Origin of the sequence: Shinella sp. WSC3-e (assembly GCF_945994535.1) — a bacterium.
Taxonomy (GTDB): Bacteria; Pseudomonadota; Alphaproteobacteria; order Rhizobiales; family Rhizobiaceae; genus Shinella; species Shinella yambaruensis.
Genome location: NZ_OZ000537.1, coordinates 41,457 through 67,747 on the forward strand (window position 1 = coordinate 41,457; position 26,291 = coordinate 67,747).

The 26,291-nt window shown below is 56.3% G+C and carries 16 protein-coding genes and 8 pseudogenes; 10 read left to right on the top strand and 14 right to left on the bottom strand.

What is annotated here, in order from left to right:
- Window positions 1–45 precede the first annotated feature (45 nt).
- The 3 genes and pseudogenes from rfbB to AABF56_RS35710 all read left to right on the top strand — a co-directional run.
- Window positions 46–1,113: a dTDP-glucose 4,6-dehydratase gene (gene rfbB / locus AABF56_RS35700; protein ID WP_272809440.1), complete on the top strand. Its 1,068-nt coding sequence runs from the start codon at window positions 46–48 to the stop codon at window positions 1,111–1,113.
- A 6-nt stretch (window positions 1,114–1,119) separates the two neighbouring features.
- Window positions 1,120–2,028 (top strand): dTDP-4-dehydrorhamnose reductase, encoded by a 909-nt coding sequence (rfbD, locus tag AABF56_RS35705; protein ID WP_272809439.1) that lies wholly within the window; start codon window positions 1,120–1,122, stop codon window positions 2,026–2,028.
- A 118-nt stretch (window positions 2,029–2,146) separates the two neighbouring features.
- A pseudogene (locus AABF56_RS35710) lies at window positions 2,147–2,352 on the top strand (transposase); the annotation flags it as partial.
- Between the two features lie 195 nt (window positions 2,353–2,547).
- Here AABF56_RS35710 and AABF56_RS35715 read toward each other — a convergent pair.
- The 6 genes from AABF56_RS35715 to AABF56_RS35740 all read right to left on the bottom strand — a co-directional run bounded on the left by AABF56_RS35715 (window position 2,548) and on the right by AABF56_RS35740 (window position 11,307).
- A complete protein-coding gene (locus AABF56_RS35715) occupies window positions 2,548–3,069 on the bottom strand; it encodes a transposase (RefSeq protein ID WP_297318954.1) in 522 nt (173 codons plus the stop codon).
- 799 nt (window positions 3,070–3,868) lie between these two features.
- Window positions 3,869–4,747 (bottom strand): IS21-like element helper ATPase IstB, encoded by an 879-nt coding sequence (istB, locus tag AABF56_RS35720; protein ID WP_272809437.1) that lies wholly within the window; start codon window positions 4,745–4,747, stop codon window positions 3,869–3,871.
- Window positions 4,744–6,006, bottom strand: a complete 1,263-nt coding sequence (gene istA, locus AABF56_RS35725) for an IS21 family transposase (RefSeq protein ID WP_272809451.1) — start codon at window positions 6,004–6,006, stop codon at window positions 4,744–4,746. The genes istB and istA (AABF56_RS35725) overlap by 4 nt, the downstream gene beginning before the upstream one ends.
- Window positions 6,007–6,179: 173 nt before the next feature.
- On the bottom strand, window positions 6,180–7,073 hold the full coding sequence (locus tag AABF56_RS35730) for a hypothetical protein (RefSeq protein ID WP_272809436.1): 894 nt from the start codon (window positions 7,071–7,073) through the stop codon (window positions 6,180–6,182).
- A 114-nt stretch (window positions 7,074–7,187) separates the two neighbouring features.
- Window positions 7,188–8,326, bottom strand: a protein-coding gene (locus AABF56_RS35735; protein WP_168168997.1) for an IS3 family transposase whose coding sequence is annotated in 2 segments (ribosomal slippage) — window positions 7,188–8,068 and window positions 8,068–8,326 — 1,140 coding nt in all. Because the reading frame shifts where the segments join, the coding sequence is not laid out codon by codon here.
- Window positions 8,327–8,988: 662 nt separating this feature from the next.
- Entirely contained in the window at window positions 8,989–11,307 is a 2,319-nt protein-coding gene (locus AABF56_RS35740) for a class I SAM-dependent methyltransferase (RefSeq protein WP_272809435.1), read from the bottom strand.
- Between the two features lie 219 nt (window positions 11,308–11,526).
- On the opposite strand from AABF56_RS35740, the pseudogene AABF56_RS35745 reads away from it, so the two are divergent.
- Window positions 11,527–12,586: pseudogene (locus tag AABF56_RS35745) on the top strand (IS630 family transposase).
- 16 nt (window positions 12,587–12,602) lie between these two features.
- Here AABF56_RS35745 and AABF56_RS35750 read toward each other — a convergent pair.
- Entirely contained in the window at window positions 12,603–13,772 is a 1,170-nt protein-coding gene (locus AABF56_RS35750) for a nucleotide sugar dehydrogenase (protein WP_272809434.1), read from the bottom strand.
- An 816-nt stretch (window positions 13,773–14,588) separates the two neighbouring features.
- Here AABF56_RS35750 and AABF56_RS35755 point away from each other — a divergent pair.
- Window positions 14,589–15,872, top strand: a complete 1,284-nt coding sequence (locus AABF56_RS35755) for a hypothetical protein (protein ID WP_272809433.1) — start codon at window positions 14,589–14,591, stop codon at window positions 15,870–15,872.
- 75 nt (window positions 15,873–15,947) lie between these two features.
- Window positions 15,948–16,634, top strand: a complete 687-nt coding sequence (locus tag AABF56_RS35760) for a glycosyltransferase family 2 protein (protein WP_272809432.1) — start codon at window positions 15,948–15,950, stop codon at window positions 16,632–16,634.
- 179 nt (window positions 16,635–16,813) lie between these two features.
- Here the strand turns inward: AABF56_RS35760 and AABF56_RS35765 are convergent.
- A pseudogene (locus tag AABF56_RS35765) lies at window positions 16,814–16,942 on the bottom strand (IS3 family transposase); the annotation flags it as partial.
- A 33-nt stretch (window positions 16,943–16,975) separates the two neighbouring features.
- Window positions 16,976–17,622, bottom strand: a pseudogene (locus AABF56_RS35770) (IS630 family transposase); the annotation flags it as partial.
- A 95-nt stretch (window positions 17,623–17,717) separates the two neighbouring features.
- On the opposite strand from AABF56_RS35770, the gene AABF56_RS35775 reads away from it, so the two are divergent.
- Window positions 17,718–18,761: an IS4 family transposase gene (locus AABF56_RS35775; protein WP_272809431.1), complete on the top strand. Its 1,044-nt coding sequence runs from the start codon at window positions 17,718–17,720 to the stop codon at window positions 18,759–18,761.
- Between the two features lie 192 nt (window positions 18,762–18,953).
- Here AABF56_RS35775 and AABF56_RS35780 read toward each other — a convergent pair.
- Window positions 18,954–20,198: pseudogene (locus AABF56_RS35780) on the bottom strand (ISL3 family transposase); the annotation flags it as partial.
- A gap of 159 nt (window positions 20,199–20,357) precedes the next feature.
- On the opposite strand from AABF56_RS35780, the gene AABF56_RS35785 reads away from it, so the two are divergent.
- From AABF56_RS35785 to istA (AABF56_RS35795), 3 genes and pseudogenes are all read left to right on the top strand, one after another.
- Complete coding sequence (locus AABF56_RS35785; protein ID WP_272809430.1) at window positions 20,358–20,708, top strand: transposase; 351 nt, start codon at window positions 20,358–20,360, stop codon at window positions 20,706–20,708.
- Window positions 20,681–21,442 (top strand): annotated as a pseudogene (locus AABF56_RS35790) (IS3 family transposase); the annotation flags it as partial. The gene AABF56_RS35785 and the pseudogene AABF56_RS35790, both read left to right, overlap by 28 nt.
- Before the next feature lie 177 nt (window positions 21,443–21,619).
- Window positions 21,620–22,312, top strand: a pseudogene (gene istA, locus AABF56_RS35795) (IS21 family transposase); the annotation flags it as partial.
- Window positions 22,313–22,389: 77 nt separating this feature from the next.
- Here the strand turns inward: istA (AABF56_RS35795) and AABF56_RS35800 are convergent.
- From AABF56_RS35800 to AABF56_RS35815, 4 genes and pseudogenes are all read right to left on the bottom strand, one after another.
- Window positions 22,390–23,075, bottom strand: a pseudogene (locus AABF56_RS35800) (transposase); the annotation flags it as partial.
- Window positions 23,076–23,432: 357 nt separating this feature from the next.
- Window positions 23,433–24,020 (bottom strand): class I SAM-dependent methyltransferase, encoded by a 588-nt coding sequence (locus AABF56_RS35805; RefSeq protein ID WP_272809429.1) that lies wholly within the window; start codon window positions 24,018–24,020, stop codon window positions 23,433–23,435.
- A gap of 397 nt (window positions 24,021–24,417) precedes the next feature.
- The gene (locus tag AABF56_RS35810; RefSeq protein WP_272809428.1) at window positions 24,418–24,666 is read right to left on the bottom strand and encodes a hypothetical protein; all 249 of its coding nucleotides are present in this window, start codon (window positions 24,664–24,666) and stop codon (window positions 24,418–24,420) included.
- 273 nt (window positions 24,667–24,939) lie between these two features.
- Complete coding sequence (locus AABF56_RS35815) at window positions 24,940–26,163, bottom strand: glycosyl hydrolase family 28-related protein (protein ID WP_272809427.1); 1,224 nt, start codon at window positions 26,161–26,163, stop codon at window positions 24,940–24,942.
- Window positions 26,164–26,291: the final 128 nt, after the last annotated feature.

Sequence of the window (26,291 nt, forward strand, 5' to 3'; positions counted from 1 at the left end):
GGGGGTATATCAGGGAAAATGGCAGAATAATATGGGAAAGCTTACATGCGTGTACTCGTCACCGGCGGAGCAGGCTTCATTGGTTCGGCTGTTGTCCGATATCTTGCCTTGGAGAAAGGCTATGAGGTCCTAAACATCGACAAGCTTACTTATGCCGGGACAGAGACGTCGTTGCAAGCCATTCGTAATGAGCGCAATTATCAATTTCTGCGTGCTGATATCTGCGATGGAGAAATCTTGGCGAGAACTCTTGCAGAGTTTCAGCCTGACCGGATCATGCATCTGGCGGCTGAAAGCCATGTCGACCGCTCGATAAATGGTGCCCAAGATTTCGTCAATACCAATATCGTCGGCACATTCACGCTCCTGGAATGCGCCAGGGCCTATTGGAGCGACCTGGAGGCAGAGCGAAAGCAGATATTCCGCCTCCTACATGTTTCAACGGACGAGGTTTATGGATCGCTCGGGGAAGAGGGGCTATTCACTGAACTGACGGCTTACGATCCGAGTTCTCCCTATTCGGCCACCAAGGCCGCATCCGATCATCTTGTGAAGGCATGGGAGCGCACCTATGGCCTTCCTGTGATTGTCTCCAATTGCTCTAATAACTATGGCCCTTACCATTTTCCAGAAAAACTGATCCCGCTGATGATTCTCAACGCGATGGAGGGCAAGCCGTTGCCCGTCTATGGGAACGGCGCGCAAGTGCGGGACTGGCTTTATGTCGAGGACCATGCCCGCGCCCTCGACATTATCGCGGAGCGCGGCCGGGTCGGAGAGACCTACAATATTGGCGGCCGCAACGAACGGCGCAATATCGACGTGGTGACGCGAATTTGTAGCCTGTTAGACCAGTTTCGCCCGCGCGCGCGGCCCTATAGTGAGCTCATCACCCATGTGACCGACCGGCCGGGCCATGACGCCCGCTATGCGATCGATGCGCGGAAACTCGAAATGGAGCTGGGTTGGCGCGCCGAGGAGACGTTCGATACCGGCATCGAAAAGACCGTGCGCTGGTATCTCGACAATGAATGGTGGTGGGGGCCCCTGCGCGAGCGTTATGCCGGCGCGCGGCTTGGCTTGGCCGGTAGCCAGCCGCAAACCGGCTTGTGAGGCGAAATGGACGGCAAGCGCAAGCGCATGGTGGTAACGGGCCGAGAGGGGCAAGTTGTCCGCTCGCTCTTGGAGCGCGGGGCCTCGAACGATCTCTTCGATATCGTGGCATTGGGACGGCCCGAGCTTGACCTTAACGATTTGGGCGGGATCGATGTCGCCCTCGGGCAGGCACGGCCGGACGTCATCGTCTCCGCCGCCGCCTATACTGCGGTAGACCAGGCGGAAACCGAGGAGGTAAAGGCTCATGCCGTCAATGCGGTCGCGCCCGGCCGGATCGCCGCCGTCGCGGCCCGGCTGGGCGTGCCGGTCATCCACCTTTCCACGGACTACGTCTTCGATGGCGAAAAGCCGGAACCCTATCTCGAAACGGATCCTGTCGGGCCGACGAGCGCCTACGGCCGCACGAAGCTGGCCGGTGAACGGGCCGTGGCACAGGCGACGGACAATCACGTCATCCTGCGCACAGCCTGGGTCTACAGTCCCTTTGGCCGGAATTTCCTGAAGACCATGCTGCTGCTGGCGGAAAGCCGCGCACTGATTAATGTGGTAGACGATCAGATCGGCAATCCGACGTCTGCGCTTGATATTGCCGATGGTATCCTGGCGATTGCAGGTAACCTTGTTGAGAGCGATAATATTTATCTACGCGGAATCTTCCATATGGTGGGCGCTGGGTCCGCAAGCTGGGCGGATTTCGCACGCGAGATTTTTGCTGTTTCCGCAAGCTATGGTGGTCCTACGGCCGAGATTGAAGGGATACCATCCTCGGCCTATCCTACGCCGGCACGCCGGCCTGCTAACTCGCGCCTTGCATGCAGCAAGCTCCTTGTGGCGCATGGTGTCCAACTTAATAACTGGAAACACTTAGCTGCGGAAGTTGTTGCACGGCTTCTTAACGAGGATGTGCATTGAGCTATAAGGGCCCAAATGGGAATTGAACCGCGCTGGGTGATCTGAACCCTTCAAACTGGGCCAGTTTTGGCTAGAGTTTTCCGGTGCATTTTCCTGGCTGGGAAAGGAACGGAAGACGATGAAAGCATCGCAGTTTTCGGACGCTCAGAAGGCGTTCATTCTGAAGCAGGGTGATGAAGGTGTCTCGGTTGCAGAGATCTCCGGAAAGCGGGGATCAGTCAGGCGACCTATTTCAACTGGAAGAAAAAATACGCTGGCATGCTGCCGCCGGAGATGAAGAAGCTGAAGCTCGAGGACGAGAATGCGCGGCTGAAGAAGATCGTCCGCGCTCGTCACCGCCCATCCCCGGATGAACCCATGCGCCCGGTCGATGCCGTCATGGTTCTTGTAGCCGAACAGCGGAATGGCGATGTCATGCTGCCGGGTTGCGGCTGACGTCGGCGTTTGCGTCGGTTGCTTCGCCTTCACCGTCCAACGGGCGTCTCGATCCTTCTGGGCAAGTTTGGCGGGCTTGTCCTTTCAATCCGCGGGGATCCCGTCCGCCTTGATCGCCTCTTTCTCGTCCTGGCTGTTGTGCTGCCTGGGAGCCTGGATGATCGTTGCATCGACGATCTGACCACCTTTGGCCAGATAACTCGATCGCGAGAGATGCTTGTCGAAACGGGCAAACAGATTATCGCTGGCACCAGCCCACACTAGGCTTTCGCGGAACAGCCAGATCGTCTTGGCATCCGGCACCTTCGCAGACAGGGAAAGACCCAGGAACCTCATGAACGACAGCCGATCCTGGATGACGAACTCGGCCTGGTCGTCGGACAGATTGTACAATGCCTGCAGCACCAGGATCTTAAACATCAGCACCACCGGAAACGGCGGACGTCCGCCCTTCGATCCGTCGGATCGCTTCAGTGCCTTGGCCAACGGCTTCTCAAACACAGCCCAGGGAATGATGCTGTTGAGCTTCTCCAGAGGGTCGCCAACAGCACTCAGCCGCTCGTAGTGCTCGTCCAAATCCCAAAAGCCTGGCTGCCCACGCATCATCCGGTCCCTGCAAATCACGTAGGGCGGATTGGATCATGAAAACCGGCTAAGGGGGAGGTAATTCGAGGCCTCCAGTTGATCACCGACCTGCCGGTCCAGTCGACTGCCGACGCGATCCAAAAGCTGCATTGGTATGCAATGCGCTGGAAAATCGAAGTTTTCCATAAGATTCTGAAATCCGGCTAAAAGGCCGAGGAAGCCCGACTGCGGACGGCCGAGAGACTCGTCAGGCTAATTGCAGTCTTCTGCATTCTGGCTTGGCGGGTCTTCTGGATGACCATGATCAACCGCACCATGCCTGACGCCAAACCGGAGCTGGCGATCACAGCCTTCGAGATGAGGCTGCTCGATCGCCTCATCACCGACAAACCCGGCCCTTCGGCGAGTTGAAACCGTTGTCATCCTACCTGAACAAGATCGCGAGATTAGGCGGTTACCTCGCCCGGACAAAGGACCCGCCACCAGGCAATATCGTCATGTGGCGAGGCCTCTCCCGTCTTACTGACATCACCCTCGGTGCAGCCATCGGAGCTGAACTTGTGGGTAATTGAAAGCGTCACCGGATGGATACACAAAGGCCCGGTCCTTAACCGGGAGTGTGTCAGGGGATGCCGTCAGAAGGCGTGTTGTTTGTCGAGATGACGGCATGCGCCATGATGATCTCGTTGGATTGGCCGGCAGAGGCCGCGCCTCGAGACCGTCGCGCAGCCTTATCTTCACCCATTTCCGGAAAGCTACCTCTTGGTGGTGTCAATGCCGCGTGAATTTTCCTCAGAAGCGCCGAAGTAAAATTCCCCAGTTATGCCGACGTGGTTGGCAGGGCGAAGTGGCCATTTTTGGGTGGCCGTCCGCGCGGTTTTGGTGGCGCGAAGGCGGGCGGTGTGATGAGGGCCTTGGAGCGGACATGTTCCGGCATGAGCTCGGCGTGCTGACGCAGGCGGTAGCTTGACCCCTCGATCTGCACGACGACGGCGTGATGCAGTAGCCTGTCCAAGAGTGCGGTGGCGACGACGGGATCGCCGAAGACATCGCCCCATTCGGCAAAGCCGCGGTTTGAGGTCAGAATCATGGCCCCACGTTCGTAGCGAGCGTTGACGAGCTGGAAGAACAGATTGCCGCCGCCGGTAACGACGGGCAGGTAGCCGATTTCGTCGACGATCAGTAGGCTCGGCCTGCAGAAGAAGCGGATCCGTTCCTGCAACCGGCCCTCCCGCTCGGCGCGCGCAAGCGAGGTGATGAGGTCGGCCAGGGTGCAGAAGTAGACGCTCTTTCCGGCCTTGACGGCTTCGACGCCGAGAGCCGTGGCGAGGTGGCTCTTGCCGGTCCCTGGCGGTCCGAGGAAATGAACGGCCTCGTTGCGCTCGATGAAGCCGAGCTGGGCGAGCGTGAAGATGCGATCCTTGTCGAGTGACGGCTGGAAGGTGAAGTCGAAGCCGGCCAGGGTCTTGATTGTCGCGAGCCTGCCCATCCGGAGCGCCGTCTTGATGCGGCTGTTCTCGCGCAGGGTGAGTTCCTCCGACAGCAGGATGTCGATGGCCTCCAATGCCGATAGCTCTCCGTGTTCAAGGCGGCGCACGACATGATCAAGCGCCTCGAGCGCGCGCGGCATCTTCAACCCGACGAGATCGTGACGGATGCGATCGATCATCGATGACATGGTGTCGAGCTTGGTGCTCATGGACGGTTCTCCCGCGCCATGGCCTTGCCGACAGCATCGTAGAAGGCGAGCGAGCGCTGCATGACCTTGTCGCCGGCGCCTTGAAGGGTGACGGCGCTGTCGCCCTTCGACCAGGAGCGCTGGATGGTCGCCATGCCTTTCCGGTGATCGGGATGCACACGCCGCTGCTTGCGGCCCTCCAGCACGGGATGGACCGCGATCAGGGTTCCGTTCTCGAAGATGCGCAGCTCGTTGGCAAGCGAATGGACTTCGACCAGCCTGCTGCGGGTCGCATCCGGGACGCTGTAGGCATTGCCGCCGACGCTGACCATGCCTTCGCGCGAGATGCGGCGCTCCAGCTTCAAAACCGCTCGGAACGGAGCCAAGGGCAGCGGGCGCAGATGCGGCCGTTCTTCGGCAAAGGCCTTACTGACCACGCGCAGCGTCGTGGCATGGACTCTCGGATTGGCGATGGTGTCGAGCCAATGGCGGAGTTGGGCGTTCAGGTCGTCGAGATTGCGGAAGGTACGCGCCAGGAAGAAGTCCTCCCGGATATAGCGGAACGGCCGCTCGACCTTGCCCTTGGTCTTGGCGCGATAAGGTCGGCATGCCTTGGGGTGAAAGCCGTAATGGCGGGCCAGATCGACGAGCGCGCGATTATAGACGATGCCCTCCGTCTGGCCTTCGCCGACGACCGCCGTCTTCATCCGGTCATAGAGTATCTCTCTCGGCACGCCGCCAATGGCTTCAAAGGCGGCAACATGGCAACGCAGCACCGTCGGCAGGTTCTGGTGCATGACGAACCGCGCCCAGATAAGACGGCTATGTCCGAGCACCATGGAAAACAGCCAAACGATCCTTGGCGTCATCGGCTCGTCAGTGAAGACGACATGGAACTGGGCGAAGTCGACCTGTGCTTGCTCACCGGGCGGCGTCTCGAAGCGGACCTCGAAGCCCTGGACGGCTGGCGGCCGCACATCGCGCAGGAAATCCGTCACGGCCGTATAGCCGCCGGTGTAGCCACGCTCCTTGATCTCTCGAAACAGCCGGCTGCCCGTAAGACCAGGATAGGCCTTCACGCGCTCGCGAAGATACGTGGCGAACGGATCGACCACCGTGGCTCTCGGCTTCCTGGGACCGTAGGTCGGAGCCTCCAGCCCTCGTTCGATATACTTGCGCACCGTCTTGCGATCGATGCCAGTCTGCCTGGCGATCGCCGACACCGACAAACCTTGTCGATGCAAATCCAGGATCATGATTGTCTCCCTCAGCTTGATCACCAATATTCCCCTCCCGACCATCGGGAGGAGTATTGGCGATGCCGCGCCGCCGGTCTTCCGGGGCGCGCCCCGGAAGACCGGCGGCGCGCTCAAACTGGGGAAGATTCAAACGGCACTTCTGGGGAGTATTGATCCGGTGATGACAGGTGGTCCAAGTTTTCTTCCGAATCCCCTCAACACTCTACGAGTTCAATATGGACAATATTGATGCGTCCACAGTTGTTTAGGGGATCGAACCTAAGGCTCTCACCATTCTCTGAAGCAGGAATTTCAAACGTTATCTGATTTTTGCCGGGAAAAACTGGAACGGTGATGGCCGTTGAATAATCACCTCCCGCCGATGGGCTGCGCTGAATAAACAACTGAGAAATGCTCTTGACGTTGGTTTCCATGGTAATATGTAGGCGATAGGTTCGTCCGACTTCTATTAATGGGTCCGTATAGATTATCTGGGGGTCTACTCCTGTTACCTCATACTGGCTCTCCGATCCTGATATCGGTAGTAGATCACTGTTGGTTTTGCTCGGCCCCAACCGGTTGAAGCTTGCAGCGTTCATTTCTGTGGACCACGCTTGGTAGGTGGCAGGATAGGCGCGATACGATAATTGTGCCCGTAGTGCATCGGAGAAATCGGCGGATGGGATATAATTTGGGCGCCCATAGCAGCGCATTATTACACTATCGGCGGTATGATCGGGTTGGACTTGCGCAAGATAGCGCTCTGCGTTTGCGGTAACGACATCATCCGGTGCAAAAAGGTCAAGAAGATCCGGTTGAAAGAGGCTGCTTCGGACATAAAGTATGTCGCGGTAGAATGTGGAGAGTGATGCCAAGCTATTAAATAGGAAACTATCACCGATCGCGAGTAGTCTTTTGGTACTTGCGGATGCGAGATTGAAACTTATTGCAACATTATCCGAGTTTCCAGGTAGGAATGGTCTGTTGTTGAGCAACTTAAATCGACGCCCGCGTGGGTTGAATAAAATTTCTGGCCTCCGCTCAGGAGATCCGATCATTACCGAAAGGTCACCAAGCCGCATATCCCGGTGGCTATTCATGAAGTCCATTGGGTCGTGGTCACGTCCTAAAAGGCCCAAGATTTGATGTGAGACGATAATATAGAGGTGGCTCGGTTTGTCTGAACAGCTTCGGGCGTTTCGCTAAGTGGATTTCCGCCTCGATTATGCCGCCACCATCATTGGTGTCAGCGCGTTGAAGTAGGCCTGATCCGGCGTCCGCCGGTCAAGGGATGAATGTGGGCGTCTGGTGTTGTAGAAGTTCAGATATCGGGCGATGCCAGCGCGTGCCTCGGACACAGTCTTGTAGGCATGGAGGTAGACTTCCTCGTATTTGATCGAACGCCAGAGCCGCTCGACGAAGACATTGTCTCGCCACGCACCCTTGCCATCCATCGAGATGGCAATCTGTGACCTCTTCAGCACGGCGGTGAAGTCGATGGAGGTGAACTGCGATCCCTGGTCGGTATTGAAGATTTCCGGCCTGCCATGACGGGCAAGTGCCTCCTCCACCGCCTCGATGCAGAAGGCTGCTTCCATCGTGATCGACAACCGCCATGACAAGACCTTCCGGCTGAACCAGTCCACGACGGCGCACAGATAGACAAATCCCCGCGCCATGGGGATGTAGGTCAGGTCCATTGCCCACACCTGATTGGGCCGGGTGACTGCCAGCTTTCGTAGGAGGTAGGGATAAATTTTGTGCCCTGGCGCTGGTTTCGAGGTGTTCGGGCGGCGGTAGATCGCCTCGATGCCCATCTTCTTCATCAGCGTGGCGACGTGTCGCCGCCCGGTCTCCAGACCTTCTCCTCTCAAGAGCCCTTGCAACATCCGACTTCCGGCAAAGGGGTAGTCGAGATGCAATTCGTCAATCCGGCGCATAAGGGCCAGATCGCCGTCAGACACCGGACGAGGCAGATAGTAGACGCTGCCACGGCTGAAGCCGAGAAGCTTCGCCTGGCGCACGACGGATAGCTTGTGCTCGCGGTCGATCATTTCTTTCCGCCCAGCAATCCCGCCTTGCCGAGCGCACCGGATAAAAAATCGTTCTCCAGTGTCAGTTCGCCGATTTTCGCGTGCAGCGTTTTGACATCGATGGTCGGACCCGACGGCTCCGCTTTCGTTTCATCGCCGAACACACCTGTCGCCCCCTCAAGGAGCTGGTCTTTCCATTGCTTGATCTGGTTGGCGTGCACATCGAACTGCTGGGACAACTCCACCAGCGTCTGCTCACCTCGGATGGCGGCAAGTGCCACCTTCGCCTTGAAAGCCGGGCTATGGTTCCGGCGCGGTCGTCTCGTCATGGTCTCTCCTGTTCCCGGCATCTAAGCCGAAGTCAGGCAGAAACTCCACTTATCCCCGCTGTGCAGATTTCCCGAGCCAGCTCTTATCGCCAAAGTTGGTCATGTGGGTGTCGTGCTCGCTGAAAACAGGCGACCGCAGTCGAGCAGCAATAAGATTTTCTTTCGGGTAGAGTACGCTAGCCTGTGTGGCAGAATCCAATCGCGGCTTGAAGTGATAATCGAAGAGGCTTCGTACGCCGTTCTGAAGATTACTAGGTAATAGATCCGTCATTACTATAGGTTTCGACGGATATACCACGTGTAGATATGGGAGGTTTCTTGCGGCACAAATTGCTCGTCGGGAGGCGATATTGTCAGCAAAGTTCTGAGTTGTCGCCTGATCCGGTGTGCAGATTCCTCGCAGATAATCAAACTGACGATGTCCACCACCCCAAAGGAAGAGCCACCCATTCTCTCCAACCAGCACGTTGTCTTTCACGGTTCCTGATAACTGCATACTATTCATCCAAGAAAGAGAGTGACTTGCAATGAGAACTTCCTCCTGAATGGAATAGAGCTCAACCCATCATGAAGCGCTTCAGGCTTGGCTCTCTAAGATAAAGCTCCCCATACGTTGATCATATACCCGACCGCAGGATCAGGATTGCCTAATATCGGGCAGATTATCCTGCCTTCACCGCCCTTCTTCTCGTAGTCAGCGTACCGTTTGGTTCTCGCCCTTCTCTGGCGCCATACAGAATATAGTGCTGTGATGGGTCTACGCCCGCTTCAGCGACATCCCTGTATTCGCTGAGGTACCATTCTGCATCAAATAAGCCTGATCGTCTGAGTAAGCTCATCTGATGCTTCAGGCGTCTTCCAGCCGGCAATACTTTCCATATCGCTGGTAGCTCGATCATTTTAAGAATGGCTCGGCCCAACTCCAGACCTGCACTGGTGCCAAAGTCCGACACGGTTTCCCAAGATTGCCGTCCCAGCGCGTCACGAGGCCCTCCTTCCAACTGGCCCGCTTCTCGCTCAAGCGCCGCTTCCGCGTCTTTCAGCAAACGTGTGAGGTTAGCGATCTCATCAAAACGTAGTTTGAGACGCGTCTCCCCATCATTCTTTTCCTTGAGCAACTCTTCGGCGTGCTTTGCTTGTTCAGCGGCATGGGCCTTCTCAAGTGCTACACGGGCCTCTGCCGCCTCACGCAGTTGTCTTAGTCGTGCTTCGCTCTCGCTTTTTGCTGTACGCAATTCGTCTGCATTTTTTTCGTACTCGATTGCTTGAAAATTCAGCCTCTCTTCTGCCTCGCGCAAGCGTTTGGCATGAAGCTTTTCGGTGATGGCCGCAGTGGCTTGGTGCTGCTTGACATCCGCTATCAGCAGTGCCACATGATCCTTGAAGCCAACAAGGACTTTATCGCGCTCGGTTAACGCTTGACTGACACGCTCCAATTCACTACGCAAGTTTGCAAGTTCCATTGCATTCTGCTCGGTCTCGTGCTCGCGCTGCAATAGCGCGCTCCGCGTCTTTGTCAGCTCATCGCGCAGCTCCTCCTCCCGCTTTCCAGCGGCCTTAATCTCTTCCTCCCGGATGCAAATTTCCGCTCGGAGAGTCTCCAGTTCTCGCTCGACTCTCGCCACGCTTTGTCGCTGAACGATTAGTTGGTCCTCAAGAAGGAGCAGATGCCGTTCACGCTCCGCTGCTAGTGCTTCCACCTCACTCCTGCGCCATTCAGTATCGGCACGCTGCTTTTCTGTCGCCTGTAGGACTTCATCAGTATGGTCGAGCTTTGCCTGTAGCTCGTGTACGCGCCGTTCGCTCTCTTGGATCAGCAGGCGCGATTGCGACGCCTCCGTCTCAAGAACTCGCAACGCAGCTTCCTGCTGCTCCTGCAATTCGTTTGACCTTGCGGCGCGGGCATCCGCATCAATGCGTGCAGACGTAGCGACCTGAACTTCCGTGATGCGCTGTTCAAGGTCCGCGGTGAGCGCCGTAACCTTCCGCTCTGCCTCCCGTGCGGTTTCTTGGTGTTTCACCATATCAGTTTCGAGCTGCTTGATACGAGAATCTAGTTCACCGCGCGCAGATGTCACCACCTGAAGTTCATCGGTGCGCTTCTGTATGTCGGCGGCAAACGCCACCACCTTCTGCTCTGCTTGTTTGGCCGACTCTTGGTGTTTAGCAATCTCGGCCTGAAGCTGGCGGCGAACTTCCGCCAGATTTTGATCGCCTGCCCGTGCTTTGTAAGTGTCGAGGCATCCACGACCTAGACTGGAGAATAGCGTCTGAAGATCGCGCCTGTCGTGATCCCTCCGTTCCGCGTCGAACAAGTGATGCATCTTCTCTGCCAGCTCTGTACCGACGCCAACGACGCCGAGACCATGGCCGTGGCTGAACTCGAAAGTGGGATAAGTTTGTTTCAATTCTGCAAATAGGCGGAAGACACCAAAATCTCGCTCCCGCACATTAGTGTCGTGAAAGACGACCACGCCGCGGGGTGACATCTTGGGAAGCCAGTTCTCAAAATCATGCTTGACGGCGTCATAGGTGTGAAGGCCATCAATGTGGAGCAGATCAATAGAGCCATCTAGGAAATATCCCAATGCATCATCGAATTTGCTCTTTTTCAGTGTTGAGAAATGGCTATAGGCTCGATCGTTGTGCGTCGCGACTGCCTGAAGTACCTCTGGGCCGTAAAGGCCGGAATGTTCATCGCCCGTCCACATGTCCACCGCGAAGGCTTGGGCACCGAGGTTGAGCTTTTCCATCGCTTGGCAGAAAGCGAAGTATGAAACGCCGTAATGGGTCCCTAACTCGACGAAAATTGAAGGCCGGATAGCCTCAATCAGCCAGAAGGCAAACGGCACATGCTCGGTCCATGCCGAAATCGCCAGATAAGAGGGGCGCGTGTAGGCAAGGCTGCCCAGCGGTACAATCTGGTCGTGCGCGCGCGTTTCCTTCAAGGGCAGCGCTACTCTCGTCGTTTTCTTGACCACGCACCACACTCCTTCTCGTAGCTGTCTAACACACCCGCCGGCATCAACACGTACCGGCCAGGTAAAATCAAGGGCAAAACTACAGGATCAGCCGCATGAGGCACAAAGCTTGGGTGAGCAGTTCAATATCCCCTCATACCAACGAGCGCTGACGGCGCCTCGTAGAGGAGTTCCCAAATCATCGAATTTCTGACTCCCTGTGCCGAACGGAGGTTCGGCATGACGAGAGCAATATCGTTGCGGATGGACTATGACGGCTCGACGTTAAGACGGCTTGCGAAGAAAGCCAGGGACGCCGCGCAAGTTCGCCGGCTTCTGGCTCTGGCTTCGATCTATGACGGCGGGTCCAGGCAGTATGCATCCGAGATCGGCGGCGTGACGGTACAGATCGTTCGTGACTGGGTCGTGCGCTTCAATGAGCGCGGTCCCGATGGATTGATGAACACCAAAGCGCCCGGGGCTCGGTCGAAACTGAACGACGCGCAGCGCAAGGCGCTGGCTCAACCTGTGGAAAGCGGCCCAATTCCGGCCATTCATGGCGTGGTGCGCTGGCGGCGCAAGGACCTGGTCCAGTGGCTGTTCGAGGAGTTCCGCATTTCCATCGACGAGACGACGGTGGGCCGCGAACTCGAGGCCCTCGGCTTTGCCAAGCTTTCGGCCCGTCCTCGTCATTATGCGCAGAACGAACTGGAAGGCGACGTTTTTAAAAAGACTTCCCCGCCGCTCTGGCAGCGATCAGGGAAAAATGCCCGCCCGGCACGGATATCGAAATCTGGTGGGCCGACGAAGCCCGAATAGGACAGAAGAACAAGATCACCCGGCGATGGGCACGGCGAGGAACACGACCATCTGCACCTGCCGATAGCGGACCATGTGGACCTATATCTTCGGCGCGATCTGTCCGAAGAAAGGCAAAGGCGCAGGTCTTGTTCTTCCCTATTGCGATACCGGGGCCATGCAAGAGCATCTCGCCGAAATCAGCCAGCCCGTCGATCCCGGCGCGCATGCAGTGCTCATCCTCGATCAGGCTGGCTGGCACGTCACGCCGAAGCTCAAGGTTCCCGAAAACATCACATTGATGTTCCTGCCCCCGCCATCTCCGGAGTTGAACCCAGTGGAGAACGTCTGGCAGTTCATGCGTGACAACTGGCTGTCGAACCGGGTCTTCCGGGACTATGACGACATCGTCGATCAATGTTGCCGAGCCTGGAACAGGCTCATCGATCAACCTTGGAAGATTATGTCCATCGGCCTACGAGACTGGGCGCAAAGGTCATGATCAATGCACGTTGGTATCAGTTCGTTCCGAACACGTCACGCGTGTATATCTTATCCTTTACATCGTCGAGGTCCTTCGATGAGCGGTTGGCGATAATGACGTCGGCCCGGCGCTTGAAGTCCGTAAGATCCCTGACGACCTCGGAACGAAAAAACTCGTTCTCAGGATAATCCGGCTCGTAAACGATGATCGGAATGCCTTTGGCCTTTATGCGTTTCATGATGCCCTGGATTGAGGAGGCGCGGAAATTATCTGAGTCCTTCTTCATGGCCAGCCGATACACACCGACTACGTCTGGGTTGCGCGCGACGATGTCGGCGGCAAGGAAATCTTTGCGCGTTGTATTGGCGTCAACGATGGCTCGGATCAGGTTCTGCGGCACCTCACTGAAATTCGCGAGAAGCTGCTTTGTGTCCTTCGGAAGGCAGTAGCCGCCATACCCGAAAGAGGGGTTATTGTAGTGTTTACCGATGCGTGGGTCGAGGCCGACACCTTCGATGATCTGTCGTGTGTCAATGCCGTGCGTCATGGCATAGGAATCTAACTCGTTGAAGTAGGCGACGCGCATGGCGAGATAAGTGTTGGCGAAGAGTTTGATCGCTTCAGCTTCACCGGACCCAGTGAAGAGAACCGGAATGTCCACCTTGATAGCCCCTTGCTGCAACAAACCCACGAACTGGTGCGCTTCGGGTGTATCGCTACCGATCACGATCCGTGAGGGGTAGAGATTGTCGTAAAGCGCCTTGCCCTCGCGTAAGAACTCCGGTGAGAAAAGGATGCGATTATCGCCTCGCTGCCGCTGCAGCCTTTTAGTGTAGCCAACAGGGATCGTTGACTTAATGACAACCGTCGCTTGCTGGTTGACGCGACGCACGTCATCAATCGTGGCCTCTACACTCGTCGTATCGAAGTAGTTCGTATTAGGATCGTAGTTCGTCGGGGTCGCGATGATGACGAAATCGGCGGCGGCGAAAGCGTCGGCTGGGTCCGTCGTCGCCCTAAGGCGAAGAGGCTTCGATTTCAGATACTCTTCCATCTCTGTGTCGGCAATCGGCGATATTCGCTCATTGAGCTTGTCCACCTTATACGGGATGACGTCATAGGCAATGACATCGTTGTGCTGGGCCAGTAGGACAGCATTTGAGAGGCCGACGTAACCGATGCCCGCTACCGTAACATTGACCATGAGAAACCTATTAGCAAAACATTGTGATACCAGCGCCCCCTCAAATGAGCCGCTGCTCGAATAAAATATAGATCGTGTCCGTTCAGGCCATTTGGCAGCCGGAACAAGCATTCGGCAGAACTAGGCTACAAGATTCGTGCTATTGCAAGACCATTTAGGATATATGAATGTCCTGTGAAGAGAAGCACAAGGTTGTGCATATGGTTTGAGAAATCAAGAAAAATTTTTCGTTAACAAATTTAGGAAATTAACGCCATCACTAACAAAGCTTATAAGGTTATACCGAAAGAATTAATTGTAGACAACAAGCGTAATTTCATCAAATTTTGTAATTGTAGACGAATTTTCCGCATGAGGATTGTAGAGAATAAACTGATCCGATTTTTCGTGGCCATTAATATACGCTCGATGTTCCCGTTTGGAGGGTTTTTGGAGAGATGTGAATCGTGGTGTATTCCCTTCGAGGCGTGATTTATGCTTCAGCATTTATGCTCGTGTTGGAGGTCAGTATGGGTGGGCCAACCTCTGTCGATGGATTTGCACTCGCGGTTTCTTGTGGCGATTAATAATGGGATGAGTTGCTGAGCTTCGGCTGTGCGGGTTGTCGTAGCTGCATCGACTACGATCCGCTAGCATGCGCAGCGACGTGCAAAGATCGACTGCGCTCCCGGTGCTCTTTTTGCGGGATCAGAGCACCAAGGGAATCATAAATTCGAGAAAATGGCGAGGTGAATAGAACCATCCAGCTTTCTGTACGCTATCATTATCAATCAAAATACGATAGGCAACGTCCAGCCAAGTAGAGATCAAAGCTGCATGTTTTCTTTCGACTGGAAACAAACCCTTCTCCGGAGGCCTGTGGGCGATCTAGGCCGACTATCATTGAAGCGCTCGCAGCTCGCCATCGAGCGCTTATCACGTTTTCGGTTCTTTTCCGGCTCTGATTACACAGCCCTGCATCAGGACACAGAGAAGGTGAATCCTGCCGCCCATTATGTTGGCCATGGAGCTGATGAACACCGGCAAGCCGCAAGACCGATCCATATTGCCCGGACGCTCGGAGAGCTTGCCGCTGGCATTTCACCGTCCCGCATAGTAAACGAATACACCCCTCGCCCTTTGCTGACCATCGGCCTATACGTGAGTAGCCTTAGTAATGTTTTCATGCAGGAGATCGCGGCCGCTCTTGGAAACCTACTCCGAAACGCTGGATACACCGTCGCCGAAGGCGACGAGAAAAGTGATATAGAGACCAGACCAGAGCGTTGCATTTATGTGGCTCCGCACGAGTTCTTCTTTCTTGGTCGGGGGCCCTTATGGGTGCGCGACGATGTGTTAGAAGGTGCTTGTATGTATTGCACCGAACAGGTGCAGACACAGTGGTTTTGGCAAGCGCTGCACATTGTCTTGATGGCCAGATCGGTGGTCGATATGTCTATGCCAATTGCGGCGGCTTTTGCCGAGGTGATGCCGGCTGCTTGCATCTTTCCGGAGATTCGCAAGATACCTCTCTCTCTTGAGGCGGAAGTCCGAGCACATCCGCTTCTTGCTGGACAGCGTTGGTGGATTGACGGTCCCACACCTGCCGATTGGATTGGGCGACCGCTTGACCTATGCTTCTTCGGCACTGTCAGCCCCTATCGTACACGATTCTTCGCCCGCAACGCGGAAAGGCTCGGCCGATACGAGAGTTTCATTTATCTCCGCACCGCCAATGCGACCAAGCCGATGAATGCCGAAACCGGAGAAGCACGTCTTGTAGACGTGGCCCAACATGTGGCTCGTAATACACGAGTACTACTCAACATCCACCGTGATGAGTTTTCCTATTTTGAATGGCACCGTCTGGTTTATCAGGGTATGGCCAACAGCTGCACGGTCGTTTCAGAGCCATGTTTCGCCAATCCTGACTTCCAACCTGGCATCCATTATCTTGCCGAAGAAAGTCACCGCCTCATAGATTTGCTAGAATGGGTGCTCAACGACGCTGATGGAAAAGAGAAAGCGGCTGTGATCGCTCAAGCCGCGGCCGCGGCCGCTCGTGATCTAAAGAGCGATATACAAAGATCCCATATTCTCGCCGAGCTCCTAACTGTCTAAGGCATGTATATGAGAAGAAACGCTAGCCAGACTGTGTTACAGTGGGGAAACATATCCTCAACTGAAGGCATATCGGTGGCAGTCAGCCTCTATAATTATGCGAATTATATTGAAGAATGCCTTGATTCAATCGCAGCGCAGGATTTTTCCGACATTCAGCTCGTCATCGTCGATGACTGCTCTCAGAAGGACGACTCTGTAGGAGTGGCGCAAGCCTGGATGCGGAAGAACAAGGCTCGCTTTCCAAGCGGAATTCTTCTGCGTCACGAAGAAAATAGTGGCCTTTCGGAAGTACGTAACTCTGCCTTCAGAGCAGCGACTTGTGATGCGGTCTTTGTGATGGATGCCGATAATGTCATCTATCCTGCCTGCTTACGTAAGCTGCGGCGTGCTTTGATAGCGGCGGATGCCGATGCTGCCTACAGTCAACTGGTGATGTTTGGTGACATCACGGACATCGGCCTCGCAGACTATTGGTCAAAAGCCCTTTTAGCGGAGGGCCCATATATTGACGCGATGGCGCTAGTGCATAAGCGTGTATGGGAACGAGTGGGCGGTTATACACACTTGGACGGCGGATGGGAGGACTACGACTTCTGGTGCAAGCTCATCGAATTTAATTCACTGTGCTGTTATGTTCCAGAGTTTCTTGGAAAATACCGCGTTCACACCTCTTCTATGCTACGTACAGACACAGTAAAGAGTTACGAACGTCTCTTTAATATTATATCAATGCGGCACCCTTGGACGAAACTAAAGTGATGCTGGAGACCTCGAATTACCGCTGAATTGGTGATCGGCAGGGCGTCCTGATGGCTGTTGGCGGTTTTTGGCTGCGATTTCATGCTCGCTTGCGTCGTGTCACAGCCCTTTCGGGACGGCATTTGTCAATCGGCGCACAAATCTGGCTCTGAGGAGGTGCGGACGAAAACTTGGACTGCTTATGCTGCAGTTCCGAGATTCCGGCGGTATTCGGCGGGGCTAAAGCCGCCCAGTGAGAGCTTTATGCGATGCTGATTGTACCACTGGATGTAGGGATCCAGCTGCTGCATGAAGTCGTCAGCGGTCGTATTGATCCAGGTGCGATTATAGAGCGAATCCGATCATGTTGCATCATATCCTGCGGCGGCGAAATAGTTCTGGCATTCGTTTGGCGTGAAGAGTTTGAGCAATCGCCCGATGGTGTTCCAAAGGTCGCCGATGGAGCGTTCGGCGGCCTTTCTCAACAGCGTTTTGAGTTTCGAGAAGGCGTTTTCGATGGGGTTGAAGTCAGGGCTGTAAGGCGGAAGATATTCGAGCCTCGCGCCGATGCTTTCGATCATTTCCCGGACCCTTGGCCCCTTGTGGCTGGACAGGTTGTCCATCACCACGATGTCGCCGGGTTGAAGCTCGGGCAGCAACACCTTTTCGACGTAAGTCTCAAATGCGATGCGATTGATCGGCCTGTCGATGACGAATGGGGCAATGAAGCCGCGTAGCGTCAACGCTCCGATGAAAGTCGTGGTTTTCCAGTGGCCATGCGGAAGGCTGATCCGCAGGCGCTCGCCTCTGGCGCATCGGCCGTAGCGGCGGGCCATGTTTGTCGAAGCCCAGGTTTCGTCGATGAAAACGAGGCGCGCCGGATCAAGGTCAAGCTGGCCGTCGAACCATTCCTGCCGCCGTCTCAAGATATCGGGGCGATCTTGCTCCGAGGCATGCGCACTCTTTTTTTGCGCGTGACGTTGTGACGAGTGAAGAAGCGCTGGATCGTATCCGTCCGGCGAACCTTTCAATTACCCACATCTCTTGCCTTGGTTGAATCTCGTATGATTCCTTATCTGGCACCGAATCGAGGGGCGCCGGTGCATGGACGGAATAGCGACACCATGGTTTGATGAGGAACTTGCCGGTTGCAACCTTGCCGACAAGCGCCTTGACCGGCGACTGCGGCAATTGGTGGAGAGGATGGGCGGTTCTATCGGAGCAAGCATCCCGTTGGCATGCCAGGACTGGGCCAATACGAAGGCGGCCTATCGCTTCTTCTCGAACGACCGCGTTGGAGACGCGGACATTCTCGCTGGTCATTTCCAGTCCACCCGTGGCCGTTTCGTTGCAGCGTCTGGCCCCATCCTGGTCCTGCAGGACACGACGGAATTCACCTATCAACGGGAAAGCACCGATGCGATCGGCATGACGTATCGCATCAAAAGTGGCAAGGACAAAGCCGGGCGTTTCAGAATGCACACGGTCTGCGGTCTTCTGATGCATTCCAGTCTGGCGGTCACACTCGACGGCCTGCCGCTGGGGCTTTCAGCCATCAAGTTCTGGACGCGGTCGAAGTTCAAGGGCACGGCTGCATTGAAAAAGAAGATCAATCCGACGCGGGTCCCCATCGAGCAGAAGGAGAGTTTCCGCTGGCTGGAAAACATCCGGCAATCTGTCGCCCTGCTCGGCGATCCGGGCCGATGCGTGCATATCGGCGACCGTGAGAGCGATATCTATGAACTCTTCTGCATGGCCCATGATCTCGGCACCCATTTTCTGGTCCGCACATGTGTCGATCGTCTGGCGGGCGATGGCGATCATACGATTGCCGCCGAAATGAAGGACGCGCTGGTCGAGGGCTTTCATGAGATCGAGGTCCGCGACGACAAGGGGAACCGGGAAACAGCCACCGTCGAAATTCGATATCGCCGGATCCGCGTCCTGCCGCCGATCGGCAAGCAGAAGCGCTATCCGGCTCTCGAACTTACCGTCATTTATGCCCAGGAGCGGGACGAACCCCAGAACCGGCCGCGCATCGACTGGAAGCTGATCACCGACCTGCCGGTCCAGTCGGCTACGGACGCGATAGAGAAGCTGCATTGGTATGCAATGCGCTGGAAAATCGAGGTTTCCATAAGATTCTGAAATCCGGATGCAAGGCTGAGGAGGCCAGACTGCGAACGGCCGAGAGGCTCGTCAAGCTGATCGCCGTCTTCTGCATCCTGGCTTGGCGGGTATTCTGGATGACCATGCTCAATCGCACCACGCCTGGCGCCAAACCGGAAATGGCGATCACAGCCGTCGAGATGAACCTGCTCGATCGTCTCATCACCGGCAAACCGTCATCGTTTGAGCCTTGGTCAGGTTGTTGCGGTCGATGGTCATCAGGCGAACGACGGTGCGCGCGGCGGGAGCATAGCCGAGTCCGCTTTCAGCCTTTTCTGCTCGCCTTCGTCTCGTTGCCCATTCGGTGACAACACGCAGGCCTCCGCCAAAACCGGCCAGTCGAAGCTGCCGCCACAGTTCGGCGCCATTACGCAATCCAGCATCCCATTGAGCTTCAAGCCAAGGCAGGTGCGGTTCGAGAGAGGTTTGCCGGACCCGGAAGATGTCTGTCCGCTGACCACGAACGACACTGCGGACCAGCTTTCGGCTATGCCCAGTTCGGTGCACGATTTCCTTGATGGAGACACCATCGGCGACGAACCCGCGGATTACGGCATTTGCCTCTTCACGCCGCAGATATCCCTCGTATTGCAGCCGCTCAGCGGCAGTCAGCAGTTTCGGATTTACGGTTGCAGTGCCGATCGCCATCCGGACCTGCCGCATCGATTTACGAACAGCGTCGAGAAAAGCGTGGCTGGCGTTTTCCATCAGATGCCAACGGTCGGCGACCTGATCTGCGTGTGGGAGAGCTCGTGCGACGGCCTTCGCATATCCACCGCCACGGTCTCTTGCGACGATCTCGATCTGGGGCTGCTGGATCAGCCAGGCCTCGGCGGTCGCCTGTTCCCTGTCGGGCAACAATGCGATTGCCCTTCGGCGTTCAAGATCGCAAATGATGGTGCCGTATCGATGATTGCGTCGCCAGGCCCAGTCATCAATGCCGATGACGCTCGGTGGTATCGGCGCAGGACGGTCGTATCGGCGAACGGTTCGCAGCAGCGTGTCATTGCTCACCGGGAATCCGAGACGATCTGCAAATCGGGCCGCCGGGCGACCACCCAATGCGAGAGCAAGATGGCGAACCAGACAGTCCAGGCGTGCTGTACGGCGAGCCATGGGGCGAATTACGTCGTCACCAAAGCGCTCGGCGAAAATCTTTCGGCGGCAATTGCCGGCACTACAGACGAAGCGTCTGACAGTCAGGTGCAGCTCGATCCGCCGACCCGCACACGGCAGGTCGACAAGCCTCCGAGGATAGCGACTATGAATGCGCCGGGAGACGGTTCCACAGTGGGGGCATCTACATTGTTCTGACCGGCCAGATGCTACGACAACAATCGCGCCGGCCGCATCGTGCACTGCTTCAACGTTGAATTCGGCCGGGATCAGATCGGAAAGTCGAAATCGGGTCCGCATGGCGCTGATTCTCCAGAGAAAACAACGCCAATTGAAGCCTAAACATCATCGAGATTGAGTCAGAGCCGAATATTGACCCCTCTGTGGAGTGCGCCCCTTGGGGTGGGCAGACCGGGATGACGAATTGACCGGCCTTCCGGGTTTTCGGAAAGAAGACCCATGGCAAAACACCGAAGTCACAGCGTCGAGTTCAAACGTCAGGTCGTGCAGGAATTCCTGGCCGGCGAAACGCTGCATGGTCTGGCAAAACGCCACGACGTGTCTCGCAACCTTATCCGCATCTGGGTTCAGAAGTACGAGCAAGGCGCATTCGAGGACGATGCGCGGGCGGCCGATCTCGTCCAGGAATACGAGGCCCGGATCGCCGCCCTCGAACGGCTGGTTGGCAAGCAGGCTCTGGAACTGGAGTTTTTAAAGGGGGCTCTGAAAAGCGCATCGGGGCCGAAAAACGGAACTACATCCGTCATCATCGGCCCCGTGGCATCTCCGTCGCGGAAGGATGCCGGCTGATGGGAATCGCGCGCTCCACCTATTATGACCGCCCAGAACGGCCGGCCGACGACACCGCGATCGTCGAAGCGATGTTCGCGATCTGCGACGAGTTCGAGTTCTACGGCTACCGCCGCGTCGGTGCGGCCCTACGACAGCAGGGTCTTGTCGTGAACCACAAGAAGGTCCGTCGCCTCATGCGCGAACACGATCTGCGTCCGAAGATCAGGCGACGGTTCATTGCCACGACCGACAGTGACCACGACGGCCCGATCTTCCCGAACTTGGCGAAGGCCATCATCCCGAGCGGTCCCAACCAGCTCTGGGTCAGCGACATCACCTATGTCTCCTTGCCGGCCCGGTTCATCTACGTCGCCATCATCCTCGATGCCTGGTCGCGGTTGATCGTCGGTTACGCCATCGGTCGGTCGATCGACGCACGGCTGACGGTGGCAGCCTTGAAGGCGGCCATTGACAGGCGAAAGCCGCCGCGGGGCGTGGTTCATCATTCCGACCGCGGCTCGCAATACGCTGTCGAGGTCTACCGCGAGACATTGGCCGCCAATGGCCTGATCGGTTCGATGGGCCGCCGCGGCAATCCGTACGATAATGCCAAGGCCGAAAGCTTCATGAAAACGCTGAAGGTCGAGGCGGTCTATCCGATGGCCTTCGAGACCTTCGAGGACATCACTGAACACCTTCCCCACTTCATCGAGGAGGTCTACAACAAGCGCCGGCTCCATTCAGCACTCGGCTACCTGAGCCCCCCAACAGTTCGAGGATCAACACATCCGGCAGACTGGCAAATCAGCAGCCTGATCAGTGTCCACCCCAAGGGGCGCACTCCAGATTGCGGGAAATTATCACTGAGATTTGACCCATGTTTCAATCACCCCTCGCGAGGTTTCAGCGGGGGCTCTGGAGTGATCGACATGGCGTTACTGAGCGTAATCCGACGCTGGCATTTTCGAGAGCATCTATCGATCCGGGAGATTTGCCGCAGGACCGGCCTTTCCCGGAACACTGTCCGCAAATACCTGCGCCTGGACGGCGTGGAGCCGAAGTTCAAGGTCCCGGAGCGGCCGAGCAAGCTTGATCCGTTTGCAGATCGGTTGTCGGCCTGGCTGAAGACCGAATCCAAGAAGGGCCGCAAGCAGAAGCGCACCCTGAAGCAGCTCTACGCCGACCTGGTGGGCCTCGGTTACGACGGCTCCTATTGCCGTGTTGCAGCCTTTGCCCGCGAATGGAAGGCAGACCGGCAGAGGGAATTCCAGACGACAGGGCGCGGAACGTTCGTGCCTCTGGCCTTTGAGCCGGGCGAAGCGTTCCAGTTCGACTGGTCGGAAGACTGGGCCATTATTGGCAATGAGCGCACCAAGCTGCAGGTGGCGCATACGAAGCTGAGCTACAGCCGCGCTTTCATTGTTCGGGCCTATCTCCTCCAGACGCATGAGATGCTGTTCGATGCCCATAATCATGCATTCCGGGTCTTCGGCGGCATCCCCGGCCGCGGAATCTACGACAACATGCGCACGGCGATCGACAAGGTCGGCCGCGGGAAAGAGCGCGACGTCAATGTCCGTTTCCTGGCGATGGCCAGTCACTACGTATTCGAGCCGGAGTTCTGGCGAACATCACTCTGGCACATTGCGATGCCGTCGGGAGGGGGCATCCACTCCATCAGCTCTCAGTGCAAATCAACATCGAGGACACAAAGGACACGAAAGCGCCTGCCATCGACCAGCGCATCCGAGACGAAGTCCAGGCTCCAGCGCTGGTTCGGTCCCTGTGGGATTGCCATCGGCGCTCGCGTTCCCAGCGCTCTTTTGCGACCGCCGCGCTTGCGCACGGTCAGCCACTCCTCCTTGTAAAGCCTATACAGCTTCTTCCAGTTGATCTCGACGCCTTCCCGCTTGAGCAGAATATGCAGGCGACGATAGCCGAAGCGACGCCTTCGGCTGGCCAGTTCCTTTAGCCGCGTGCGGATCGCGACATCATCGCCTCGCGTCGACCGATAGCGGAAGACACGCGGATCGATGTTGACCAGACCGCAAGCGCGGCGCTGCGAATAACCTTTCTCGCTCATAGCCCAGTTCACGGCGTGCCTCCTTGAGCCGGGCTTCAGAAGTTTTTTCCGAGCATTTCCTTCAGCGTCGATACATCGAGCATCGCTTCGGCCAGGAGGCGCTTCAGCTTGGCATTCTCATCTTCAAGAGCCTTCAGGCGTTTGGCCTCCGGCACGTCCATGCCGCCATACTTCGAGCGCCACTTGTAGAAGGTCGCATCGCTGACCCCGTATTTGCGGCACAGCTCAACGACCGACAAACCGGCCTGGTGCTCCTTCAAAATGCCAATGATCTGCTCGTCGCTGAAACGGGATCGCTTCATTCTCTGTCTCCATCTCCGGAGAACAGACTAACCTCAAACCGAGGACATTCCAGGGGACCACGTCAAGGTTTTCGGCAACAATGTTCGAAACGCGCAGATCGGGGTTCAGGAAGGCGCAGGGTGTGATAACAACCTATTGGGCCCTAACTTGTTTAGGGGGTTATCGGAATACACGCTGTCAGCGGGGCCGGGACGCGTGTGTTGCAGGTTCCTCGAAAATACACCCCGCCATCAGCAGGTGCTGCCGCCATCAACGGAGAGCAAGCATACGACGACAATTATTTCTACATTGCGACTGCATCCAACACTTGGAAGCGCGCGGCAATAGCAACGTGGTAAGAGATGAGCCAGGCGGAGCTATATGGGCCGCTTGGCTAGGAAGACTTCGGTATATTCTCCGAGTATCCCGTGCGTTCTATCACAGAACCGATACACTCGAACATCGAACCCACCCCAGGCGGAAAGGGCTTTGTGGATGTCGTAGCCGTAATCTACCGTTACAATTGAACCTTTCGCATCCACGGGATTCCCGTGCCACTCTTCGGGTTTGACGTTTGTAGTGGTGCCATCATCATTGTATACAACTCTGCGCTCGATTGCGCCAACTTGGTTCTTTCGAACCGGCCAAGTGCAAAGCATAGCTCCACCGGGCTTGAGCGTGCGGCAAATCTCCCGAACCGCCGCTTCGGGATCAGGAATATGCTCCATAACATCTAATGATATAAAGAGATCAAACACATGGGATGGAAAAGTCAGATTCTGCAGATCTTCGCACTGATACTCTCTTTCCTTCGAGCCCCGTGGTAGATCGGGGTAGAACTGCGTTTGGACGAGGTCGGTCGCTTCTCTCTTGATCTTCGCAGAGATGCCTCGGGTAATTGGGGATGATTCATGGATTTTGAGTCGTCGCCAATTTGGGAAGTGCTCTTCAAGGACAAGGGCCAAGGCACGCTCGCGAGGCACAGATCCGTTTGGGCAACTGCGACATGTTAATGACCCGCGGTACCAGTCATCGGTCGCGCTAAAGCTTGCCTCAGCTTGGCAGATTGGGCAAAATCCTTTGTAGTTCATAGCGGCGACCATCTAATCCTCCAGCACGATCCCTCATTAGACCGTGTGCCATAGTCATCGGAGTCGAACAACCGAAATACACTTGACCGTCCTCAAAGAGCGGTAGCTTCGGCTTCACGTACTTTGTGAAGCTACTCTCCGATCATTCCCTGTAGCGCTTTCCTAGGTCGCCTGCTCGCGAGGCGGGGACATCGGGACTGAGGGGGATATCAAAGGGAAAATGGAGCGGCCAGGTGTGACGGTCTGCGCTGTTGCGCGGCGTTGCGGATGCCTACCAGTCCGCATGCGGATCTGCGATGAACGGCGAAAGGTCTTTACTCGAAAAGCCGGCGGCCTCGATAAGGCCGATGCAACGGGCCCGTTCCTGCTCGATGGCGTCGACGATCATCTTCACCGGATCGCGCTGGCCGCAGCCGAGATGACGAGTTGCGATCCGCCATGCGGCGCGCTCCGTCAGCGATGAAAAGATTGCAGAATCCACGTCTACCTCTTTCTCCCCCAGCAGCGCGGAAACTGCCATCCGAACCTTGCGTCTAGTTGGAGGAGGGAACCAAAAGACCCGGCCGAGCGCCCTATCGCTCAACCGGGTCCTGCCGGAAGGACTTTGGGGGAACATCCGGCGCCCCCTTTTACCGTGCCGCGTTCTAAAATTCCATCTCCCGCAAGTCTCCCATTGCGCGACGGCACCTAGCCGCAATTCTGCTGCCAACTGGTCTTGACTGCGTCCGTCCGAGCAGCTGCGCCCCCTCGATGCTAGCTTTGTCGGCTGCAATTAACCGCTAAGGTGGCGTTTTTACTTGGCGGCGCGAAATGCCAGACCGTCAAGTGAGACACGCAAGGAGGGCGAAGAACAGGTCGGGACCACATTACCGTTCACGGCGTCAACGATCACGTAAACATTGCTGTTGTCGACCGTATCGATCGCGTTCAGGCGTTGCGTCCTCATGGGATAGTAGAACGAGGGCAGGGCAAAAATCGGCGCGCCATTTGTCCCGACCCTGGCCTCTCCATAGAGGTGAATATAGCCGTTGCTGTCCTTCTGATAAGCCACCGGTCGAGCGCCGACGGAAGACCCATTCAGGAACGCGGTTACTGTGGTTGGCTGGCAGGGCGTGAGAACGGACGGGCTTGGTGCATGATTGTCGGCCGTGCCGACATCAACGCTTGAAGTTGCGAATCCGACTTGCTGCTGATGCAGCCGATTTCGCTTGAATTCTCCGCCTTTCATATTGGGGATGGAGAAATTCGCACCCATCCCTATGAAGTTATTGTTTATGCTGGCGCCGTACATAGCGGTTGTGTGGGAGAAGGGAAGGGTGCTCGTGCCCTCGACGTAATTCTGGCAGAAATAGAGTGATGCCCCGCCATCCGCAAGCGAGTACACTTGATAGCAATATTCAAAGTCGGAATTCTGTATGACGATATTGTCGGTGTGTCCGGCAACATGCAGGAAACGTCCATTGCTGGCTAGGCCGACATTGTATGCCTTGAACCGGTCGATGACTAAATTATGGCATGAGGTCGAAGAATTTATCATTATTCGACCGACATTTACCGCCTGGCATCGTAAGAAGCTCACCGCATAACTTGCGTCCATCAGTACGCCGTCACGCATTTCGTTGAAACTCACGCCTTCAAACTGCGCACCGTTTGCGTTCTTCAGCTCGAATGCCGTTCCCGCAGTCGTCCCGCCGCCAACGAAGGACATATCGGAGACCCGGAAATTTGTACCGCCGGCTGCAAGCGCGCCTCCGACGTAGAAGGCGGCTTTAGACGATGCAACGGAGGCGCAATTGATGATCGTGCTGCCCCATTCGCCAAAAACATGGATAGATTTGTTTGCTGTCTTTGGGAAAACAACCTGTGTGGCGATGCGATAGTTACCGGCAGGAACGAACAGGGAAGCCCCATTTGGTTCGGCCAAGATATCGGCGATGGCTGCGGCAAAGGCTGGAGAGTTGTCTGCCACTCCATTGCCGTTTCCGCCGAAGTCGAGCAAATTCCGGATGTTGATCATGGTGCGCGTCTCTCCATTTGACCCATGAAGCGTCGAAGCCGTTGCGCCCATCGGCACCATCGGCAATATGCTTGCAGTTCACACGGAATATTCCACTTATGCTTGAATGAAAGCATGGGTGGAGCACA

Excerpts from the sequence above, each read along its gene's own strand:
- rfbB (WP_272809440.1), top strand. The coding sequence starts at position 46 with ATGCGTGTACTCGTCACCGGCGGAGCAGGCTTCATTGGTTCGGCTGTT.
- rfbD (WP_272809439.1), top strand. The coding sequence starts at position 1,120 with ATGGACGGCAAGCGCAAGCGCATGGTGGTAACGGGCCGAGAGGGGCAA.
- AABF56_RS35715 (WP_297318954.1), bottom strand. The coding sequence starts at position 3,069 with ATGATGCGTGGGCAGCCAGGCTTTTGGGATTTGGACGAGCACTACGAG.
- istB (WP_272809437.1), bottom strand. The coding sequence starts at position 4,747 with ATGAGCACCAAGCTCGACACCATGTCATCGATGATCGATCGCATCCGT.
- AABF56_RS35730 (WP_272809436.1), bottom strand. The coding sequence starts at position 7,073 with ATGGACTTCATGAATAGCCACCGGGATATGCGGCTTGGTGACCTTTCG.
- AABF56_RS35750 (WP_272809434.1), bottom strand. The coding sequence starts at position 13,772 with ATGGTCAATGTTACGGTAGCGGGCATCGGTTACGTCGGCCTCTCAAAT.
- AABF56_RS35755 (WP_272809433.1), top strand. The coding sequence starts at position 14,589 with ATGTTTTCTTTCGACTGGAAACAAACCCTTCTCCGGAGGCCTGTGGGC.
- AABF56_RS35775 (WP_272809431.1), top strand. The coding sequence starts at position 17,718 with ATGGACGGAATAGCGACACCATGGTTTGATGAGGAACTTGCCGGTTGC.
- AABF56_RS35785 (WP_272809430.1), top strand. The coding sequence starts at position 20,358 with ATGGCAAAACACCGAAGTCACAGCGTCGAGTTCAAACGTCAGGTCGTG.
- AABF56_RS35810 (WP_272809428.1), bottom strand. The coding sequence starts at position 24,666 with ATGGCAGTTTCCGCGCTGCTGGGGGAGAAAGAGGTAGACGTGGATTCT.
- AABF56_RS35815 (WP_272809427.1), bottom strand. The coding sequence starts at position 26,163 with ATGATCAACATCCGGAATTTGCTCGACTTCGGCGGAAACGGCAATGGA.